This is a genomic window from Peribacillus sp. S4 (assembly GCF_046715815.1).
In the GTDB taxonomy this organism is placed as follows: Bacteria; Bacillota; Bacilli; order Bacillales; family DSM-1321; genus Peribacillus; species Peribacillus frigoritolerans.
On the sequence record NZ_CP175708.1, the window covers coordinates 4,773,537 to 4,791,506 of the forward strand.

Here is a 17,970-nt window from a genome sequence, read left to right on the forward strand (position 1 = left end):
AAGTAGTAAATAAAATTAATTTCTATTAGCACTTCGGAATAAATGAGCTAATAAAGGTGATTGAACCTTTCAAGTTAACAATCTAATTCGCTTTCTTTGTTCTTTAGCCCTTTTTCTTCTTAAAATTCAGTTTCTTTTCAATGTCATAAAAAAAAGGGTTTACTTTAATAAATAACGCTGTTAGTATACATTTAAGTTATTAGTAATAAATATTACCCCCAAACTAGTTTTAGTAATATTTATTACTTTAAAACTGAAGTTAAGAAAAATAGTGGATTTTCCAATGACCTACAAATCTTTTTTTGTCAATAAACTTAGAAAAATAACGTGACAAAGTGTTGAAGAGACAGGAAATACACTAAAAATTATGTAATTTTTGAAAGCGTTATCTTAGTTGATTGTACAGCAAAGATAACAAGTTACATTTAGTAGCTAATTGTTTAGTTAATGGAAACATAAAAAAGTAAAAGGAGTGTATGTCATTGAGTAACTTAGCACCGTTATTGTCGGAAGAAATTATCGAAAGAGCAAAACGTCTTAACACTACACTTATATCAGATGCGATGGGATGTACAGGTTCTATGGATTATAAAATAAAGCCTGTAGCACCAGGTATGAAAGTAGTTGGTACTGCTCTAACTGTAAGCTTAAGACCTGGAGATAATTTGTTCCTTCATCAAGCTATCTATGATGGGAAAGAAGGTTATGTATTAGTTGCGGATGGAAAAGGACATACTTCAAACGCCTACCTTGGAGAATTGATGGCAGGAGCTGCGAAAGCCATTGGACTTGAAGGAGTCATCATTGATGGATTAGTTCGTGATAAAGAAACACTTAGCGAATTAAAATTTCCTATTTTTGCAAAAGGATTTATTCCAAACGGTCCTCTTAAAGATGGTCCTGGTGAGCTTCATAAACCTATTTCTTGTGGAGGGGTATCCGTAATTCCAGGGGATTTGATCATTGGTGATGATGATGGTGTTATTGTGGTTCCAAGAGACAAGATTGAAGTGGCTCTTTCTAAGGCAGAGAAAAAACTAGATTATGAGAAAACGCGCATAGAAACCATTACAGCTTATGAAACAACCCGCAAGCAAGGCAAACCAGAAGGAAGCATTGAACCTCCTTGGTTGAGAGAACAAATAAAAGCGTATGGACTATAAAAAGAAGGGAGAACTTTAGAATGAAATTAGGTTTTATTGGATTTGGAGAAGCAGCCTTTGAATTATCCGTCGGATTAAAACAAGAAGGTTTAGAAAAGATCCTGGCTCATGATGTCATGTTAGACCATCCTACTTTCGGTCCGCAAATAAAAGAACGGGCTATACAAGCGCAAGTGGAGCTTCATTCTAATCCCGAGGGCGTATTAAATGAAGTTGATGTAGTCATGGTAGCAGTACCAGCAGATAAAGCTTATGAGGTTAGCGAAGTGTTAAAACTTCATCTGAAGAAAGATTGTATTTACGTTGATGTATCGGCTTCGACTCCTGTAGTAAAACAAAATATTAACAAAAACATTCAAGAAAAGAATGCATTTTTTGTCGACGCAGCAATGTTAGGGCCCTTACCAGTTTATAAACATAAAGTTCCTATTTCAGCAAGTGGCAACGGAGTGGATCGGCTTATCGCATTAATGACTCCATACGGCATGGATATAACTAAGGTGAGTGAGAATCCTGGCGACGCTTCTGCTATAAAACTAGTCCGTAGTATTTATATGAAGGGAGTAGCCGCCCTTTATCTAGAGTTGTTAGAGGCCGCCCATGAATTTAATATAGAAGAATTGGTTTTAGATTCGATAAGTGAAACGATGGATAGCAAGAGCTTTAAAGAAACCATGAATCGATTAGTAACGGGAACGTCTATTCATGCATTAAGAAGATCAATTGAACTAGATGGTTCTATCCAAATGTTAGAAGCTTCTAATCTTAATTCAGTCATGTCTAAGGCAGCAAAAAACAAATTAGAAAGATTAGCTACATTCAATTTGAAAGAGAAGTTTAAAGGTCAAAAACCGGATTATTGGTTAGAAGTCATTAAAGCATGCAAAGAAGAGAATACAATTTTAAGTAGTTAAATGAAATAAGCTATATTACTATTATGGGGTACCACCATTGTTACATGGTCCTTTGTGCTTCGAATCAAAAACACCGCCCCTTGGATTTTACATTATCTACCTAAGAGAATATTGATTTTTAGTGTGACAATTTTTTGTGATGGTAAATTTGTTTATTTCTCCAATGCTATTGCACAAAACAGAGCAACCCTTCGAGGATGGAGATTTTATAACTGAACTTCAATTTTCAAGACCCAAATTATAAAAACCTTAATAAATAAAGGAGAGCACATATTAACCATTTATAATATGTACTCTCCTTTTTTCTTTTAGTGAACTAACGCACCCGTTTGTTTAAGTACATTCCTTCACAAAACTTGTCATTTGCCATTTCTATTATCACAGGAATGCTCCCTCTATTAGCTCAACCAACAGGACTTCAATCCCTCTTGAAACAGTCCCCCTTTAGCTTAGAAGGATAAAATAATGTTGACGTTGAATATACATTAAATAATCAATTACTGTTTTAAATCAACAAAATTAGAGGAGTTATTCTAATGAATAATATTTTTGAGGTCTTGTTTACAGAAGAAATTTTAAAACGTATCGACAACTTAAGCGCAAATTCAAAACCATCATGGGGAAAAATGGATGTCGCACAAATGTTAGCTCATTGCTCATCCTTCCAAGACATTGCTATGGGCTATTCTATGCCTCCAAGAGGTTGGTTAGGGCTATTAATAGGTCGGTTTGCAAAAACCATGTTTTATAATGACAAGCCCCTACCGCATAATATGTCTACTATTCCAACCATTTTAATAACCGATAAAAAAGATTTTGAAATAGAAAGAGAAAGATTGAAAGAAAAAATTACAACCTTCCAAAAGAATGGACCAGAGGCTTGTACAAGTCACCCACATCCTTTTTTCGGAAGACTTTCTTCCGAGCAATGGGGACATGGAATTTATAAGCATCTTGACCATCATTTAAAACAGTTTGGGGTTTAGTAACGGTAATTTAATTATGGACGAAAATCAACAATCCGGTAAAATTGGATTGGATAATAAGGTTTGAGCTTTAACCATTACTGGTTTCCTTATTGAACTAACCTGCCCCTTTAGTTCATTAAGCAAAAAGGCCACCAAATGGCAGCCCCGGTTCTCAACTTACGCACCCGATAGTTCAACAACATACTCTTTCGTAAAAGAAAAATGAATCGGGCGGCTTTTTGGGGTTCGATTTCCCAAAAGAGTGCCCTAAAGCTTCTGCCCTACTAGCTTTATTCTGCCCTAACTACGCTTTCGAAATTACTTTTGTGGGATCCGTCACAAAAAGGTTTATTATCGGAAAGTCCACATCTGCATAGGGAAAAGGCTTCTTTTGTTTCAATTTTATTCCCTTCACCATCGACTAGCTCTACATTCCCTGATACACGTAATGAACCATTATCATTAACTTTAATAGTAGCTATAATAAATCACCTCTTTTTTAAAACATTTTTGCCATGGGGGAATAACTTTAAACGATAAATAAGTTCTACTTCCTCAATATTATTTGATTGACATCCTGCAATTACCAAAAGAAGAAGTGTTATACCAATAAAAACACACCACATTTTATTGACAGTTTCGTTCATATCAGTTGTATAAAGAAAGAGCTGCCTTAAAGACAGCTCTGATCTTAAGCTAACGCACCCGTTAGTTTAAGTACAATATTTCACAAACTTCTAACTAATAAAAAAGACGGTGACTTACATAAGTCATCGCCCCGATATTACTAATTATTCAATGCACTAGTAGATTTCCACTCGTCAACTATATGGTCCCTAAAATGAGCTACTTTAATTGTTTATTCATTCCCCACTGGAAGTACAACAGTAAATGGTTGTAATTCCTTAGCTGGGATAAAGCTTGAAAAATCGAATTGCAAAATTGTATTTTCCAGTTTAAAGTTCATGATTTTTTCTTCTCCATTTAAATCGAATGTAGATTGGAAGTGCGCTGTCTTTTTATCGATAGTTTTCACTTTATTCATGCGAATGCTATGATTTTTAGGTGGTACTGGATTTTCAGGATCTATTTCCCCTATATATTCCTTATCTACCAACAATAATTCATATTTCAAATTATTTTCAAATAAATCAAGCTGGTGTTTACTCAATTCCTTGGAGAGCCCTGTAAATTGATAATCGATTACTAGTTTACTACCCTTTTTAGTTATATCATTTACCTGAAGGCCTAAATTGAGCCGTTTGCTTTTTAACGTAAACGATTTTTTGTCCAATAGCTGTTGTACTTTTGGGTCTGCAACAGATAGCTGCGGATAAAAAGTAAGTGAAGTAGTATTTGAGTTCAGCTTGGTCATTTTTGTTCGAGCAGTACTATGATATCCATCCTCTAGTGCTGCCTCCTCTAGAGATGTTCCGTTTCCAAACCTATATACCTTTCCTTTATTATCAATTGCTTTTAGTATATAAATTTCATCATCTTTGTATTTTTCCACCGTCTCATAAATAAGCGAAGATGACGCCCTTGCGGTGAGGATCTCTTTAATACGGATTTTGACCTCATCATCCGGGTATCCTTGCTCCTGATCAATAACAAGTGTACTGTTTTTTTCTTGCTGAATTGGGATATCAAAATTCCATTCACCTTTTATCCCGTTAATATTATGAATAGTTATGGGGAGAGTAGAATTCTCCTTAAATGATTTATATGGATATTCCATTTTCCATTGGAAATTGTATCCCCCCTTGACCTTCCTAATGTCTGTCGACTTTCCATTCAACCAAGGGTCATTATCCCCTTTGTTGTGTTCAAAATTCATATCAAAGCTTACTTCCCCTTTTTCGTTATGCCCTTTTTCAACATCTTCATCTACAAATCCTGTAATTGATACCACATTGCCATCAAAATAAGCGCTGGTGAGTTTTATACTCACTCCATTTTTAGTTAAGGATTGATTTAATTCTGTAACTGCATCTTGATTCGCAAGTTCAACGCCCATTGAATCATTGAATTCTTGAAAAATCCCACCTATTAAAGGGGTATTAGCCAATACTTTATTCATTGTAGGATTAACAAATCCAGAAGCAATCGTGATTCCAAGAAGAGCAGCTGCAGCAGATGAACCTGCAAGAACTTTCTTTTTCTTTATTTTCCTACCTTGCCCTGACATTTTTAAGCCTTTATCAATAGCGCCAAACACTTTTTCTTTTGGTACAACTATTTTTTCAATAGCACTTTTTACTTCTTTGTTATCCATTGCATTTGCCCTCCTCACCTTTATAGGACTTTTTTAATTCGGCTTTCCCCCTGCTTAAATAAGTTTTTACAGTCCCTTCGGGGATCTCCATGATTTCACTAATGGTTTTAATAGAATAATCATAGTAGTAAAACAAAATAATGGCGGATCTATAATTCCCTTTTAACTGTCCGATCGCATTTAATAGATCTATTGCTTCGTCATGAACTGAATGATAGGTTACCGATAAATCAGACAATACTTCGTCTGTTAGTGGCACAATATTATTTCTTCTTTTGAGAATATGACCAGCACATCGGATAATGATCCTGGTAAGCCAAGTCATAAAGTAATCTGGTTGCTTTAACGAGTGAATACTCTTATAAGCTTGATATGTCGTCTCTTGAACGACATCCAATGCATCCTCTTCGTTATGTACATAAAGATAAGCAGTCCGGTAGATTCGTTCATAGTGCTGCTTTATGAGTTGTTCAAAAGCTTTTTTATTGCCCCTGATTGCTTTTTTAACCATCTTATCATTCTCAAACTCCATCTCTCTCAACTCCTTTCAACTATTAGTGGAATATATCTTCAGAAAAAGTTTCAAAAAGTTAAAGTATTTTTAGAAAAAACATAACATGCAAATAAAAACCTAAGTTTAACAAAATAAACAGAAACCACTTTACGATTTCTGCTTATTTAAACTGCTGCTTTTTTTTGATAGCTTTTGAATTTGTTGAGTGTATTCTGCAACTCAAAGGTGTTGTGAGTTTATACTTTATTCTACAAAATCGCTTAATGAACTAAACTGCCCCGTTAGTTGCATAAAGAAAAAGGCTAACACTATTAAAGTCTCGTCTCTTTCGCTTTAGCGTAAATAGTGGAACGTGGAACGCCTGTCATTTTAGCTATCTCATTTACACTTAATCCGTTAGATTCTCTCTCCTGAAACAGCTTCAAAGCCTTTTTAACGTCCTTCTCGTCCTTTCCTTTACGTGTCCCATATGGAGTTCCTTTAGCTTTTGCCCTTTCACGTCCCTCAGTGTCCTATCTTTGATTAAATCACGTTCAAACTCAGCCCCCAGCATAGTAAACATTAGCTTTCCAGATGGTGTACTAAAATCAATCTGTTCTTTGATGAATACTAAAGCTATTCCCCGTTCTCTAGTTCCTTAGCAATCTTTTGTAAATCAAATGTACTCCTAGCTAGTCTGTCTATTTTGTAAACAACCAGCTTGTCTCCTTCCCTTAAAAAGTCTAACGCCTTAATCAGTTCCTCACGATCACTTTTAGCACCACTTTGTTTCTCCATGAATATCTTCTCACAGCCATATTCTTTTAACTTCTCTTCCTGTAAATCTAATGATTGATCAATGGTACTTACTCGTCCGTATTCATAATCACATCCGATGCGTGAAACAACTACCTTTTGGATTTATCTTTTATAGTTTTTGCTATTGCTAAAAAAATGATGATGTTAATATAGAAGTAGCTATTAGAAAAATAGAAAAAATTATAGGAGTGAAGGACAATGAGTGTACATAAAGCCCTTACGTTACATGCTCAAAAACAAAATCAACTTTTTACTAAATTTTCCCTATTAGACCAACAACGTGAAGATTATATTCAAGGAGCTATAGAATTATGTAAGGCTGAAAAGGATTTTACAACAGACCATATTAATCAAATCACTATGCAAATCAATGTTCTTGCAAACCAAAGGCTAATACCTACTCGTAAATTAGTTACCCCAGAAATGGTTCATTCATATGTGGAGTCATTAAAGTAAAATAATTCACTGATCTCTTAGTCGTAAGAAAAAGCACCGAATATCGATGTTAACCCTCGACCTCCTGACACTCATTTTATAGATGAGTGTTTTTTTATGCTCAAATCTCCAAAAATACTCGTTAGTTCTACAAAAAGAAAAATATAGAAAGCTAGTTTACCTTTATCCTGCATATATTCAAATATGGACAAGATAAAGGGTGAATAATTGATGACTAAACAAACTCTTTTTAAAGGAACTATGATTTTAACAGTTGCCGCATTCATTACAAAGATATTGGGATTCGCTAACTTTCCTAAAAAGATGAAAAAAACACATATATATTTATTACACAGTACGAAAACACTACGCTTAATGAACTAACCTGCCCCGTTAGTGCCATAAGAAAAAGCTGCCTTAAAGACAGCTCCAATCTTCAGCTAACGCACCCGTTAGTTTAAGTATAATCATTCACAATCTCTATTAACTTCTCTAAAGTTTTTAAGTTATGTACAAAAACTATACTTTGACATCGCACAAAGTATGGAGATTATTTCAAGTAAAATAAAACTGCCAAGTTGATTTTTAAACTCACTTATTTATTGAGTTCATTAGTTGGAAAAAGTATTCAGGTTTGTGAGTCTTATTTAGGTTATACCACGAATGTAATGTATCTGGTGCAAATACATCTAATTTTTTCAGTACTTCCATCGCAAATTCCAAAGGAGCTACTCCTGATGCAGTAACCAAATTTTCACCAGTTACGACAGGTTCCATCTCATAAAAGTTTTCTCCTTTATAATTAGGACAGACCATTTTAATATACTCTAAGCTATTGCTTGTATGCTTTCTAGAATCTAGATATCCCATATTCGCTAGTCCCTCAGTTGCACCACAAATAGCAGCAACAATAGTGCCAAGCTTTAAAGCCTCGCCAATTTTTTTCAAGATAGATTGATGAATAGCTTCTCCCCAAGTATTCCCTCCAGGTAGAATTACAAGATCTTTACTATCAAAGTTACATTCATCAAGAGAAATATCTGGTTTTATACTTAGTCCCCCCATCGTAGTAATAATTTCTTTATTCGCTCCTACTGTAATTACTTTTAAAGGTGCTAAATCCTTTTTGAAATATCTTCCTGAATTTAGTTCAGCAATTAAATATCCATATTCCCAGTCTGACATTGTATTAAATACATATAGATAAACTTTTTTTATTTTCATCCACTAACACTCCAATCATAATTTTCATAGTTTATTTTTCCACATCAAAAGCTACTCCACCAAAAAGAACGTATGTTCCTTTTGGTGTAATTATATACCATAATTAGCCAATAGTCTATTTCTTATTGAACTATCCTGCCCCTTTAGTTTAAGTACATTTCTTCACAATCTCAAAACGTGCTTTTCAATTAAATGGCCCGATTGCGGAAGATGGAAAAATATGAAAGAGCTGCAAAATGGCTTCTAAGTTATTTTACTAACCTTCCCGTTAGCGCAAGAACGAATAAGAGAAGTGAAAGGATCATATAACAATTTAGTAAATTAGCATTATTATAAAATGATGGCTTTTTTGATGTTATTAATACAAAATATATGTCTTATAAGCACTCCTGGATTACAAAAAAGTGCTTATGGTACTTCAAAGTGCGTACTTCTCAAGTGTGGTTTTTTGATGCAAAATAACAGTGAACAAAGCACAATACAGAAGGAGCTGAAATACTATAAATAATGAATCTCAAACAACACGCAAAGTCGCCTTGGTCGTAGGTGCAAATGGTGTTATCGGACGCAACCTTATTGATCACCTCATTACTCTCCCTGACTGGGACGTGATCGGCGTATCGCGTCGAGGCGGAGAGTCTGTCGGCCGTGTCCGGTATGTGGCTGCGGATCTACTCAATATAGACGACACCCGCGAGAAGCTAAACAGTTTAACTGAGGTAACACACATCTTCTATGCCGCCTATCAGGACCGTCCAACTTGGGCCGAACTTGTTCCTCCCAACCTCGCCATGCTAGTGAATACCGTAGAAACGATAGAACCAATCGCGCCGGGTTTAAAACATGTCAGTTTGATGCAGGGATACAAAGTATACGGCGCACATCTCGGCCCGTTCAAGACCCCTGCCCGTGAGACAGACGCTAACCATATGCCACCCGAGTTCAATATTGATCAGCAAGATTTCTTAGAACAAAGGCAAAAAGGAAAGGCTTGGACTTGGTCGGCGCTCCGTCCTTCTGTAGTCTGCGGTTTCTCGCTTGGAAATCCGATGAACCTCGCCATGGTTATTGCGATCTACGCCTCAATTTCGAAGGAGCTTGGAATTCCGCTACGGTTTCCGGGCAAACCAGGTGCCTATGACAGCCTCTTGGAGATGACAGATGCGGGGCTTCTCGCGAAGGCAACAGTATGGGCGGCGACTGAAGAGCGTTGTGCTAATCAGGCATTTAACATCACTAACGGCGATCTGTTCCGTTGGAATGAATTATGGCCGAAGATCGCTCACTACTTCGGCTTGGAGACGGCGCCTCCGCTGCAGATGTCACTGGACGTTGTCATGGCGGACAAGGAGCAACTCTGGAACAAAATGGTCAAGAACCATGGGCTTGCTCGGCACTCCTATCAAGACGTATCCTCCTGGCGATTCGGTGATTTCGTGTTCTCTTGGGATTACGATTTCTTCGCCGACGGAACTAAGGCCCGCCGCTTAGGTTTTCACGAATACGTCGATACCGAAGCGATGTTTATGAATATCTTCGACGACTTCCGCAAACGTAAAGTTATCCCGTAAACAAAAAGCCGGCCTTGTATATTAGGTCGGCTCCTTATATGTTATGTACGTCTTCAAGCTGTAGATTGGCTAGGACGGTAGCTCTTCCCCCGTACTTTCTCTCTATATGCGAATCCCCCCACCTACACATCAGATGCAGGATCTCCTTTAGACTCCAGCCGTAGTCTGTTAACTCATATTCGACTTTTGGTGGAACCTGATTGTAAGAAATGCGCAGGATGACGCCTTCCTCTTCAAGCTCCCGAAGTTGCTGCGTTAACATTTTTTGAGTAATTGCGGGTATTAAGCTTTTCAATTCATTGTTACGTTTCTTTCCAAATGTTAGATGAAAGAGAATTACGGGTTTCCACTTTCCTCCAATCACCTCCAAAGTTGCCTCTACCGCAGTGTTGTAAATCTTATTAGGATCCTTCATTACACACCTTACCTTCCTTTTAAGAATATTCCGACACAGGTCACTGGTATACATCATATGAATTGGAGCCATTAAATATCCGTCCATCGGTCCATCCTCCGATAAAAACACCTGAAATAACAATACTTACTATCCCAACAATAAGAAAAACTGAAACATTAATAACTCCCCCTTGTTGGCTCTTATGTATTTACATTACATATTATACCGTGGGATTAATTCGGTTTATCATTGAAATTTCTTGCCCCGTTAGTTGCATAAACAAAAGAAGCTGCCCGATGGCAGCCGGCTCTTCAATTAAGCACCCGTTAGTAAAATAAGTACCTTATGGATTGCAATGCACCTATTTGTCATATTATTTTTGTACTTGAATCACTTAATTTCTAAAAATCATTGCTAGCCCACGACTGCATAATTCGTGCGATTTCTTTTTCTAAAACAACGGGCTCGTTTGCGTAATTGTAAATCCCTAAAAACTTCTCTATAGCCTCTGGATGGGAACTGATTAGCTTGTTGACAGCATCCTGTTGTTCAGATATGCGTTCATTCTTCGAAATTTGGCATCCCATGTGAAACCGAACCATAAACTCATCTTCTATTGCCTTTTGATATTCTTCAGACATTTCATTTGATTGATTGGATTGTCTCTTATACTTTAAAAGAATATTGGATAATAAACGTGCTCCACATATAGCATCATGGATACCCTGCGCCATGCCAGGATCTTTAAAACAAACTGCATCCCCAACCAACGCCCATCCTTTTCCCATTCCTTTATACCAGTAATTATCATATCCTAGAATGCCTTTGACCGGTTCTACTAGGTCTGCATTTTTCAAGCGCGCCCCAATTGTTGTATTCGGAAAGTTATCTGTTAAGAAATTGCGTAGACAGCTCTCCGGATTTAATTTCAACCGTTCTATCAATTCCTTATTTTCTAATGGGAAAATGCCGACAATAACATATAAATCATCATTCGTCGGAAAGAGAATGGCTGTGTTATCTTTTATCTTGTATACTTCAAATTTAGGGACATTATCGTGACGAAATCCAGAGAAATACCCGAAATAGATGCCGACTGTTGCCGGAATACTTATTTTGAGTTCACTTTTTACCAGCTTGCGAATAATAGAAGAACGGCCGTCTGCTCCGACTACCAGGCGAGCTAAAAATTCTTGTTTCTCGTTGTTGCCGCCTAAACCTTTCACGCCTATTACTGTTTCGTCATCACGAATGACATCCGTCACACGAAATCCTTCTAAAACGGTTACATTCATTTGAGATTTGGCTTTTTCAAGTAGGATATGATCGAGATAAGTTCTTCTAATACAATAACAACTGTCCTCTCCGTAAACCTCGGGGATGAGGCCTTCTATCACGGTATCCTCAAATTGAAATTTAATATCCCGTACCGGTGGTGCTTTTGTTTCCAATAACTTGTCCAGGACACCTATTTCTCGAAGAAGAGCGACAGTATTATTGAAAAAGGTATGGGTTGATAATGTGTCCCTTGGAAAAGTCGATCGGTCCACTAACAACACATGGAAACCTAACTTAGCAAGATAGATTGCCAGGGTAGAGCCGGCACATCTAGCACCAGTAATGATGACATCATACTTCTTATTCATCGTATCACTCCATTTTTAAGTACAATTATTAACTTGCTTATCCATTACCGGAATTTTAAAGTTAATGCTCCTATGAATTAAAGTAATGAGGGAAATTGATAAGAATATACTACATACATAAATTATGGAAGTTAAAACCAAATAAGTAAAGAGAATTCCAACTTAAAAAGTCGATCTCCTCTACGTTAAGGAATCGACTTTTTTTACTTCTTCTTATAGAACTCCCTCAGTTAATTAAGTATTTCTTACGATTGCTCGCTTATTCTTTTATCCCCCTCTCACTAGAGAATCAAAAGGAAAGTAGTGAAATTATAGCATGTCTTATTCAACCTGCCCCGTTAGTTGCATAAGAAACTCCTATGGCGGCGCTCCGCCGCCACCATCTACTACGAAAATCTAAATTCAAAATAGAGTCTAACCCATTAACCCCTTGACAATAATTGAAAATAACAATACAACCAGGCTGAACTTTTTTTGGTGGATCTTAAGGAAGATACCCTGTATAAGAAACTGGTTGTGACAGTATGGAAGAACCATTTAGTGTACTGCTAGTACGTATACAAAAATTTTTGTAACAAATCCCCTGTCATATGTATTGTTAATCTTTTTTGAGGTGATTTCTCCTATGGAAGCAATGATTGAACGGTGTGCTGGCCTAGATGTACACCAAGAAACTGTAGTAGCCTGTGTATTATTTGGTCCATTAGATAAAAAGCCAAAGACCTCTATTGAAACTTTTTCAACTACAACAACAGGACTCTTGGCTTTAAGTGATTGGCTCGCTACCCTTCAGGTATCCGATGTTGTGATGGAAAGTACCGGAGTCTACTGGAAACCAATATGGAATATACTCGAAGGTTCTTTTCACCTTGTTCTTGCCAATGCCAGACATGTCAAAAATGTTCCAGGGCGTAAAACTGATGTGAAAGATGCCGAATGGCTTGCCAAGCTTCTAAGATGCGGACTTATTGAAAACAATTTTGTCCCACCAGAGGATATTCGTGATTTACGAGATCTTACTCGTTATCGAAAAAAATTGATTCATCATCGCACATCAGAGCAGAATCGCATTCACAAAATCCTTCAAGATGCTAATATCAAGCTAACATCCGTTCTATCAGACATTTTTGGTTTATCGGGACGTCGTATCCTTGAAGCGATTCTAAATGGTGAAAAAATAGAGACCGATGGTCTTCGAAAAATGGTGGATTGGCGAACAAAAGCAAGTATAACTGACATTGCCAGTGCAATTAATGGTCGTATTCGCCGTCATCATCGTGATATGTTGCGTTACCATTGGGATCATATGGGTTATTTAGAACAAACCATAGAAGAATTGGAAAAACAAATCGATCAACTCCTGTCCCCCTATCGTAAGGAAGTAGAATTATTGGATGGTATACCTGGTGTGAACAAAGCTGCCGCAGCCACTTTTATTGCGGAGATGGGTGTTGATATGTCCGTATTTAAGTCAGCTAAACATCTTGCCTCTTGGGCTGGTGTGAGTCCTGGAAATTACGAAAGTGCTGGTAAAAAAAAAACGAGTAAAACCACACAAGGAAATAAAGCTTTAAAAACAATGGCCGTAGAATGTGTATTAGCAACATCAAGGCAAAATAATCGAATTGCTTCACATCGAAAAAGGATTACTAAACGACAGGGGAAAATGAAGGGACGAATCGCATCTGCCCATTTACTATTAACGATTACTTACAACATCTTAAAAACAGGAGAACCTTATCATGAACTAGGCTCAAATTACCTTGAAGAAAAACAAAATAACAAAGAATTAAAAATGATCGAATACCTAAAAAAGAAAGGCTATACAATCGCTCCATCTGAACAACAAACTGCATAACTTAAATAACAACATAGTACATTTACCCCCATCAAAAAAATGAGAATATGGAGGGTTTATTTTAGCATGGCTTTTTTACTATTGTGTTTTCATACAAAATGAGCTGCTGATCAGCTCCTGTTAAAGAAGTAAACACCCGTTAGTTATATAAGCAACCTCGATAAGTTAAAAAAACAAACACTTTCTACCTAAGGAAAGGTTTGTTAGATAAGACTGATTATTTTAATTTAAGTATTATTTTTCCTTTTGCTCTTCCCGTCTCTGCATACTCCAATGCTTTTTGGGCATCTTCGAAAATAAAAACTTTATCAAGTGTAGGCTTAATTACTTCTGACTCTAACATTTCTGTTAAAATTTTTAACTGCTCTCCACTATGCTTCATAAAAAGAAACGTGTATTGGACATTATGTTTTTTTTCTAGCTTCGTAAGTTTATAACTTGCAATGGAAAATAAGGTTTTTTTTAATGAACTAAATCCGTTTTCTTTAGCAAAGCGACCATTCGGGATTCCAGATATAGAAACAATCTTTCCTCCTTTTTTTAATGTTACAAATGATTTCTCTAATGTCGCCCCCCCAATGGTATCAAGAACTGCGTTGTAGTCACGAATCGAATGTTCGAACTTTTCTTTCTTGTAATTAATAACTTCGTCAGCGCCAAGAGATCTCACCAAATCAGTACCATCACTAGCTGTAGTTGCGACAAAAGCACCCATATGTTTTGCAAGTTGGATAGCAAATGTTCCTACTCCCCCTGAACCTGCATGTATTAATATTTTATGTCCTTTTTCAATTCGCAGAATATCATGCAAAGCTTGGTAGGATGTCAATCCGATTAGAGGGATGGAGGCGGCTTCTTCAAAACTTAAATTTTTAGGTTTTAATGCAATATCTTCTTGGTTAACAGAGATATATTCAGTAAAAGTTCCCATTTTATTTGCTCTAGGTCGACCATATACCTCATCACCGACTTTAAACTTCGTGACACTAGTACCTACTTCAACAATTTTTCCAGAAAAATCATTTCCTAAAATTAACGGCATCTTGTATTTCAATAATAATTTTAATTCACCTTTTCGAATTTTTGTATCAAGAGGATTTATACTTGCCGCATATATCTCAACTAACACCTCATCATTATTTATTTTGGGCATAGGGAAGTCTAAAAAATTTGGATTTTTACCGTAGTTTTCAATTGCTAAAGCTTTCATTATAATCCTCCACATTTTTATTTAACGCACATGTATCTTTTCATAACGAACCCTAAGAAAAAAGATTATGAATATCCCTGGATGGGATATTCATATTAAATAAATTATTTTAAGAAAGGATAATCTGTATAACCTTCTTTTCCCCCTGCATAGAGCGTGTTTTTATCAGGTTCGTTTAGGGGAACACCTGATTGAATCCGTTCTGCAAAGTCTGGATTAGCTAGTACCCAAGTGCCTACTGTGACAATATCTGCAAGATTATTATCTACATCAGACGAAAGTTGATCTAGAGGACGGCCTGGACGGTTAACAAGAAGTGATTGATCCCAAAGTTGACGCACATCTTTTAGGAATTGCTCGTTTCCGAAGTGCATTAAATGCAGATATGCAAGGTTAAGCTTATTTAATTCACTTATTAAATAGCGATACATCTCAAGGCTATTTTCCCCCTCATCAATGCCTTGCAGTGTTCCTTGAGGAGAAAAACGGATGCCTGTTCTTTCTGCTCCTATTTCATCAACAACTGCTTTAGCTACTTCAATAGCGAATCGAGAACGCCCCTCAATCGTACCACCGTATGCATCTTGACGATGATTGGAGTTTTCACTAAGGAATTGTTGGATCAGATAACCATTCGCTCCGTGAATTTCAACTCCGTCTGCACCAGCTTCAATTGCTGAACGTGCTGCTAAACGAAACTCATTGATAACATCTTTTATCTCAAGCTCACTCAATTCTCTTGGTGTTGGAATTTCTTTCATTCCTTCTGCAGTGAAGATTTCTACACCAGGTGCAATAGCTGACGGTGCAACTGCTTGGCGGTGGTGAGGTGTGTTATCAGGGTGTGATACACGTCCCACATGCATAAGCTGAACAAAAATATGACCGCCTTCACCATGAACTTTAGAAGTTACTTTTTTCCACCCTTTAATATGATTTTCTGTATAAATTCCAGGTGTATTAGTGTAACCTTGCCCATCATCTGAAGGTTGGGTTCCTTCGCTTATAATTAAACCGACTGAAGCACGCTGACCATAGTACTCTGCTATTAAATCGCTCGGTGTACCATCTGGTAAAGCTCTGTTTCTAGTCATCGGAGCCATTCCTATACGATTTTTCAAGTCAATGTTTCCGATACGAACTGTTTCAAATAATCTGCTCATATGAATACTCCTTTTTAATAAGAATTAGAATCAAGGAATGAATTTACGTGTTCTGCAAATAGTTCTGGAAATTGAAACAGGTGCCCGTGACCAGAATCAGGATATATGATCAGCTGTGCTTTGGGTAATTTCTCTGTTAAGATATAACTGTTTTTAGTCGGTACCATCACATCATTAACACCATTAGTAACAAGTACAGGGTGTTTGATGTTTTGTAACCATTCATAATCATGATTGGATTTTTGTTTAGCCCATTTTGCAATGGCTTGTAATTGTGCCTCTTTTACTTGTTCTGAACTGTTTACTTTTTTCTGATTAAAAATTCTTTGTAGTGAAGCCATTCCTGCAGATTTACTTGTTTCGGTTTGTCCGTAGAAAAAGAACATAAAATCATTTATTCCATCTTCTTCCGTTCCGCCGTGACGATTCATTCTTTCCAAAATTTCTGGATTTGGATTAATACCAGATTCAGGCGAAGTACCTGCCATAATAATTTTTCTTACTAAATCTCCCTCTTGTAAAGCTAGCTCTTGTGCAACCATGCCACCAATGGAAAAACCAAGAATGTCAACTTGTTCTAATCCAAGAGCTTTTATAAATGTTGCTGTATCTTTTGCCATATCCGCAATTGTAGTAGGCGTTAGTCCATCGGTCTCACCAACCCCTTTATTGTCAAACAAGATTACTGGGCGTGTATTTGCAATAGGTTCAAGCATGTTTGGATCCCAGTTTTCCATCGTTCCTCTAAAGTGAACAAGAAATACTACTGGTATACCATCTTGTGTACCAAATTTTCTATATGCGTAACGAACTCCATCTGCTTCAATAAATTGTGATTCTGTTGGTATTTTAAAGTTAGTCATTATTGTGTTCCTCCTTAGAAATTTAAAAACGGTTTTATAAGTATGCAATATGATGGTTTGTTTCATGTTATTTTTAGAATGAACGTTCTAGAAAGGGTAAAAAAAAGAAAGCTAGTCCAACACTGAAAGTGCTAGAGTGATGATGCCTTCTAATTCTTTTTTATTGTAATTAGTTTTTATTAGTACTCTTATACCTACCAAATTGTTGTGTAAGAAACGAGATGTGTTATCAGAATCGATTTCTTTTGATAGCTCTCCACTAGTCTGGCCCCGTTTTATAAGGTTATTAAACATATCTTCAGTACGGTTAAACATTTTTGTAACTATGCGTCCAATTTCTTTGTCCAGCAAAGATAATTCTATGGCTGCATTTACTGATAGACAACCTTTTGGGTATTGTTCAATGGAATTCAGTACGAAAATAAAAACATCACGTATCGTCTGTTTAATGGATGAAGTGCTACTAATTATCCTTTCCATCTCATTGACGATGAGCTCTTCATAGTGATTAAGGGAAGCTAAAAACAATGAACGCTTGTCACCAAATGTATCATATATACTCCTGCGGTGTATTCCCATATGATCCACCAAATCTTGCATGGATGTTTTTTCATAACCCTGTTCCCAGAAAAGCTCCATTGCTTTTCTTAATACTGCTTTTTCGTCAAACTCTTTACTTCTAGCCATTTTATTTCTCCTTTAAAAAATCCATGAACCAATACTAACAAAAACAAACGTCATAATCCATTATAGAATGAACGTTCTAAAATAAACACATGAATTTCAAACCATGATTAAATAATACCCTTTTTAGAACGATTAGTAAAGAATTATAACTATCCAATAATCCCCAACACATTTGCTGCATACCACAATGTTATCCTTTAACTTTCACCTAGGGGTACCGCCAAGCATTTCTTTATTCGTTTAGTTTCTTCAGGATTGTTTTCTTCCACTGTACAATTAATGGA

The 17,970-nt window shown here is 36.6% G+C and carries 16 protein-coding genes and 1 pseudogene; 6 read left to right on the forward strand and 11 right to left on the reverse strand.

The genetic code is table 11. From position 1 onward, the window contains the following. Positions 1-482 precede the first annotated feature (482 nt). The 3 genes from ACJ9PY_RS22780 (at position 483) to ACJ9PY_RS22790 (ending at position 3,063) form a co-directional block, all read left to right on the forward strand. Entirely contained in the window at positions 483-1,163 is a 681-nt protein-coding gene (locus ACJ9PY_RS22780) for an RraA family protein (RefSeq protein WP_081395730.1), read from the forward strand. A 20-nt stretch (positions 1,164-1,183) separates the two neighbouring features. Then, positions 1,184-2,077 carry a prephenate dehydrogenase/arogenate dehydrogenase family protein gene (locus tag ACJ9PY_RS22785; protein ID WP_063575014.1) on the forward strand — a complete coding sequence of 298 codons (894 nt, stop codon included), beginning with the start codon at positions 1,184-1,186 and terminating at the stop codon, positions 2,075-2,077. A 536-nt stretch (positions 2,078-2,613) separates the two neighbouring features. Beyond that, entirely contained in the window at positions 2,614-3,063 is a 450-nt protein-coding gene (locus ACJ9PY_RS22790; protein WP_063575013.1) for a DUF1569 domain-containing protein, read from the forward strand. Between the two features lie 272 nt (positions 3,064-3,335). On the opposite strand, the gene ACJ9PY_RS22795 is transcribed toward ACJ9PY_RS22790, so the two are convergent. From ACJ9PY_RS22795 to ACJ9PY_RS22810, 4 genes and pseudogenes are all read right to left on the reverse strand, one after another. Further along, complete coding sequence (locus ACJ9PY_RS22795) at positions 3,336-3,530, reverse strand: CDGSH iron-sulfur domain-containing protein (protein WP_081109037.1); 195 nt, start codon at positions 3,528-3,530, stop codon at positions 3,336-3,338. Between the two features lie 374 nt (positions 3,531-3,904). Further along, the gene (locus tag ACJ9PY_RS22800; protein ID WP_411739074.1) at positions 3,905-5,320 is read right to left on the reverse strand and encodes a DUF4179 domain-containing protein; all 1,416 of its coding nucleotides are present in this window, start codon (positions 5,318-5,320) and stop codon (positions 3,905-3,907) included. Next, entirely contained in the window at positions 5,313-5,852 is a 540-nt protein-coding gene (locus ACJ9PY_RS22805; protein WP_411739075.1) for a sigma-70 family RNA polymerase sigma factor, read from the reverse strand. The genes ACJ9PY_RS22800 and ACJ9PY_RS22805 overlap by 8 nt, the downstream gene beginning before the upstream one ends. Positions 5,853-6,145: 293 nt before the next feature. Further along, positions 6,146-6,710: pseudogene (locus ACJ9PY_RS22810) on the reverse strand (recombinase family protein). A 120-nt stretch (positions 6,711-6,830) separates the two neighbouring features. Here ACJ9PY_RS22810 and ACJ9PY_RS22815 point away from each other — a divergent pair. Further along, positions 6,831-7,088, forward strand: a complete 258-nt coding sequence (locus tag ACJ9PY_RS22815; protein ID WP_057277283.1) for a DUF2533 family protein — start codon at positions 6,831-6,833, stop codon at positions 7,086-7,088. Positions 7,089-7,658: 570 nt separating this feature from the next. On the opposite strand, the gene ACJ9PY_RS22820 is transcribed toward ACJ9PY_RS22815, so the two are convergent. Then, on the reverse strand, positions 7,659-8,291 hold the full coding sequence (locus ACJ9PY_RS22820; protein ID WP_063574981.1) for a type 1 glutamine amidotransferase family protein: 633 nt from the start codon (positions 8,289-8,291) through the stop codon (positions 7,659-7,661). A gap of 500 nt (positions 8,292-8,791) precedes the next feature. Here ACJ9PY_RS22820 and ACJ9PY_RS22825 point away from each other — a divergent pair, with 500 nt between their 5' ends. Further along, a complete protein-coding gene (locus ACJ9PY_RS22825; protein WP_034310999.1) occupies positions 8,792-9,862 on the forward strand; it encodes an SDR family oxidoreductase in 1,071 nt (356 codons plus the stop codon). Between the two features lie 34 nt (positions 9,863-9,896). Here the strand turns inward: ACJ9PY_RS22825 and ACJ9PY_RS22830 are convergent, their stop codons facing one another. Together ACJ9PY_RS22830 and ACJ9PY_RS22835 are read right to left on the reverse strand one after the other, a co-directional pair. Next, entirely contained in the window at positions 9,897-10,277 is a 381-nt protein-coding gene (locus ACJ9PY_RS22830) for a winged helix-turn-helix transcriptional regulator (RefSeq protein ID WP_063577596.1), read from the reverse strand. A 383-nt stretch (positions 10,278-10,660) separates the two neighbouring features. Then, positions 10,661-11,905: an NAD(P)/FAD-dependent oxidoreductase gene (locus tag ACJ9PY_RS22835; RefSeq protein WP_063574979.1), complete on the reverse strand. Its 1,245-nt coding sequence runs from the start codon at positions 11,903-11,905 to the stop codon at positions 10,661-10,663. A gap of 625 nt (positions 11,906-12,530) precedes the next feature. On the opposite strand from ACJ9PY_RS22835, the gene ACJ9PY_RS22840 reads away from it, so the two are divergent. Beyond that, a complete protein-coding gene (locus tag ACJ9PY_RS22840; protein ID WP_411739049.1) occupies positions 12,531-13,763 on the forward strand; it encodes an IS110 family transposase in 1,233 nt (410 codons plus the stop codon). A gap of 217 nt (positions 13,764-13,980) precedes the next feature. On the opposite strand, the gene ACJ9PY_RS22845 is transcribed toward ACJ9PY_RS22840, so the two are convergent. The 4 genes from ACJ9PY_RS22845 to ACJ9PY_RS22860 form a co-directional block, all read right to left on the reverse strand. Further along, positions 13,981-14,973, reverse strand: a complete 993-nt coding sequence (locus tag ACJ9PY_RS22845; protein ID WP_411739076.1) for an NADP-dependent oxidoreductase — start codon at positions 14,971-14,973, stop codon at positions 13,981-13,983. Between the two features lie 104 nt (positions 14,974-15,077). Further along, on the reverse strand, positions 15,078-16,136 hold the full coding sequence (locus ACJ9PY_RS22850; RefSeq protein WP_411739077.1) for an alkene reductase: 1,059 nt from the start codon (positions 16,134-16,136) through the stop codon (positions 15,078-15,080). A 14-nt stretch (positions 16,137-16,150) separates the two neighbouring features. Then, positions 16,151-16,999: an alpha/beta fold hydrolase gene (locus tag ACJ9PY_RS22855; RefSeq protein ID WP_411739078.1), complete on the reverse strand. Its 849-nt coding sequence runs from the start codon at positions 16,997-16,999 to the stop codon at positions 16,151-16,153. A gap of 111 nt (positions 17,000-17,110) precedes the next feature. Further along, a complete protein-coding gene (locus ACJ9PY_RS22860) occupies positions 17,111-17,686 on the reverse strand; it encodes a TetR/AcrR family transcriptional regulator (RefSeq protein WP_057279053.1) in 576 nt (191 codons plus the stop codon). Positions 17,687-17,970 lie beyond the last annotated feature (284 nt).